This is a genomic window from Cedecea sp. (assembly GCF_036500665.1).
Lineage (GTDB): Bacteria > Pseudomonadota > Gammaproteobacteria > Enterobacterales > Enterobacteriaceae > Cedecea.
Genome location: NZ_DASYBS010000143.1, coordinates 1 through 3,263, shown reverse-complemented (window position 1 = coordinate 3,263; position 3,263 = coordinate 1). Strand labels below are relative to the sequence as shown.

Sequence of the window (3,263 nt, the reverse complement as noted above, 5' to 3'; positions counted from 1 at the left end):
CAGCTCCGGGTGACTTCATGAGGTTGCATGCAGTTTACCGGCTGGTCACTGAAATCAACATCACGCAATGCATGATAGGTCGTGTAAGTCTCCTGAATATGGTCACCATGCTCAACCGACTCCAGCTCCTGCAAATGGTAGTTGTTCCATTCGCGCGTGGTAATAATCTCTGAGCCATCAGTATCAAGTGACGTTTCAGTGGAAGAATAAGTGTAATCCGTCAGGCTTCCCAGCATGCAGTCGCTGTCCGGCGACCAGCTCTGCAAATTGCTGCCCCGGCCCAGATAGTTGTAGGGCGAATAGCCAAAAGTTGACACGATATCCGGCTGGCCAACCCCCGGCGTCCTGCGGTGCTCAGTAACACGGGGCAGGGCCGGTCTGTTTCCGGCCAGCTCAGGAAACATCATGCCTTCAGCACGGTCATAAGAAACGCTCTCTTTCAGGCCCGTGGGGCTGGTTACCCCGGTTATTCCCCAGAGCCAGTTATACGACGGGTCAATCCAGTCATATTCCAGCGTCCAGATAAATTCATCATGGTCTTCTTCAAACCTGTCGCTGCGGGCAATGACCTGTTCTACGTAATCGCCGGTAAGCAACAGACTGACATTATAACCTGCAGAAGTTTTGATGCTCACCTCACTGCTGGTGTAGGTGATGCTACAGAGTTCCGTTTTGCTGTCATCGGTCACTCGCCAGAGTCTGGGGGTGCCGCTGCTGGCGTCCCATTCAAGAGTGAGACTGTGACCGGCAGGGGTGTAAAGACGGGTCGGCAGCCAGAGCTCATTTCCTTCTTCAGTCAGCCACTCAACACTGCCGTCCTTGTGCGTAACCTGGTAGGCAATCCCCGTGTAATTCAGACGAAAGCTGTCCATTTTTTGATGGCGAACTTCATCAGTACCGGGAATAAGCCGGTACTGCTCACCCGTGCTCAACGTAAGTGTATTATTCCCCCGGTCAAGCACTGTCAGACCGGTGCTGACGCCTTTTCCCAGGCCCATGTTCGTCTGGCTGAGGGGATTATAATTCAGTGAAAATTTGAACTCAGGTCCACGCAGCTCATTACCTTTCAGCGAAACGAGAGGCATGTTAACCATAAAAAGTCCGGTACGGGGGTCAACACTCCCCTGTACAGCGCTCGTAAAATTAAATGCCTGTGAATGAAAGTCAGTATTGTTCATAGCTCAGCCTTAGCCCAGGAGAAAAATAAAAGCCCCGGAAATCCGGGGCATAAGGTTCAATGAATTTTGGGGCAGAGCTTAACCTGCAAGTTGACCGTTAATACGAACTTTAGGCCAGTCATTATCCTGCAATTGTATTTTAACCCTGCCGGAATTCCCGAACTCATCATAAACAGTTACCCAGGCCGTTTCACCAGACACATTTCCTTCAACCAAACTAAGATTACCCCAACCACTAACACAAAAATTACGAATATCAACTTTAATATAGTTATCAGATATCTCGTCTTTGCCCCGTACGTTAAGACGACCGTCTCTTACACCAACACTGTAATAACATTCTGTTCCACCAAGTGCAGGATTGGTGTGGCCAAGATAATATCTTGAATCAGAATTAACTCCGCAATAATTCTTATCAACAAAAATGGCCGATAAATCATAGCTGCCCCCGCCCACCCCCCTCAAAATCGACGGAAAAGAAGTCCATCTCATAGTTTTTATATCCCCACCACTAGCCCCTTCAATTGACTTCCTTACGAATCGAGACCCTTTTATTTTGTAATTATCAGTATTGGGATAAATTTTCAAAGAAACTGGATTATAAGAAAATGTGCCATTATGTTTATACAGTTGACCATTGGGAAGGCAGATGGCCATGTCGTTAATCGGAAATTCCCAGTCACGCCATGAAGACCATGCCTGTGTAACTTTAACGCTGGTTGCATCTTCATAATTCACGGGTGCCAGCGCTTCGACACCAACCGTGGATGCCTGTTTAAAAGGTCCTGCAGGACGGCTGTCAGCCGGATTACCATTCGGCGTGCTGGTACCATTCATACTGCAGTTAAATTTGCCAATCCCCGGAATATTAACATATGCTGAGATATTATGGAGGGCTGCCATCTTGCTACACGAAATGTACAGCGGATACTGTGTTGTTTCCGAATCCAGGACGTTGAATTCTTCATCAATCCCCTGCATCTCTTTCATCATCGCGCGAAAATCAACCGCCCCAATAAAATCCTGATCATTGTGAGAATCCACGCGCCCTTTAGTACGCCAGAACCAGCCAGACATGCTTTGTTTATCATAACCATAAGCCAGATCATTACCGGAAGAGTATTCACACAGTCCAACATTATCCATCAGGAATTCAGGGGACAAGTTAATAGGCTTATTTGCATTATCGCCTCGCCCTGTAATTTTGATATTAACCAGCACGCCAACGGAGTTATTTTTGTTCCCATAGATATTAGCGCCACGCTGCATGTTATCGGCAAACATGACACTTAACTCCGTAATCTTACCAAAATTCTCTTTCCAGAATGCTTCACTGCGATCATCCGTTGATTTCATTTCAATATTAAGTTTCGGGTCAAACTGTTTTTCATGTTCACAAGTATAATTTTTATCAGACATTTTACGTCCTCATAGATAGTAATGGTTAATGGCGCAAGAATTATTAATAAAGGCCTGCCCTCGTGTCATTTCATTTTAAAACTTATCAACAGCCTCCTTCAGATTAAGTTTTTTCTCAATCATTGATTTTCTTTCGGATAAACTTAAAAACAGGCGAAAAAAACAGTAATACCCCAGACAATGAGCAATACATTGAATATTCAACCAAAGCTGCCCCCCGTGCATTATTGCCGGGAACTGAAAAATTAGGATGATGAATTCATTGTTGCCATCTTGCCTACCTCAGAATTAATTAGCGGTGGGGGTATTACAACACGCCCGTCCCGGGCGCGGCCTCTAATGAGGACTAACAGGCTGGCCAGCTTACCCCGTCGCCAGAGACGACAAAGCCCCACCATTTCTGGCAGGGCTTTGATTTAAGCATTCTGGCGTAGCAACCACGCTTAACAGAATATGCGTTTTTTTACGTACGTAAACTTTTTTATCTGTCAGCCATCAGAATGGCGGGAAACATATTTATCCATTTCAAGCCGGACATCGAGCATCATCAACATACCTTCAATGACGCCTTCGGCCTTTTGCAACTTTTTACCAACATGGCCATCTGAACAGCCATGCTTCCGCGCAAGCGACATGAACGTCATGCCCGTTACGTAATAATCCATC

General features: G+C 46.1%; 2 protein-coding genes and 1 pseudogene. All 3 read right to left on the bottom strand.

What is annotated here, in order from left to right:
• Positions 1–1,094: pseudogene (locus tag VGM55_RS23625) on the bottom strand (hypothetical protein); the annotation flags it as partial.
• Positions 1,095–1,256: 162 nt separating this feature from the next.
• A complete protein-coding gene (locus tag VGM55_RS23620) occupies positions 1,257–2,597 on the bottom strand; it encodes a hypothetical protein (RefSeq protein WP_331636922.1) in 1,341 nt (446 codons plus the stop codon).
• 488 nt (positions 2,598–3,085) lie between these two features.
• Positions 3,086–3,263, bottom strand: a 178-nt coding sequence (locus tag VGM55_RS23615; protein ID WP_331636924.1) for an antiterminator Q family protein, incomplete at its 5' end; no start/stop codon positions are given.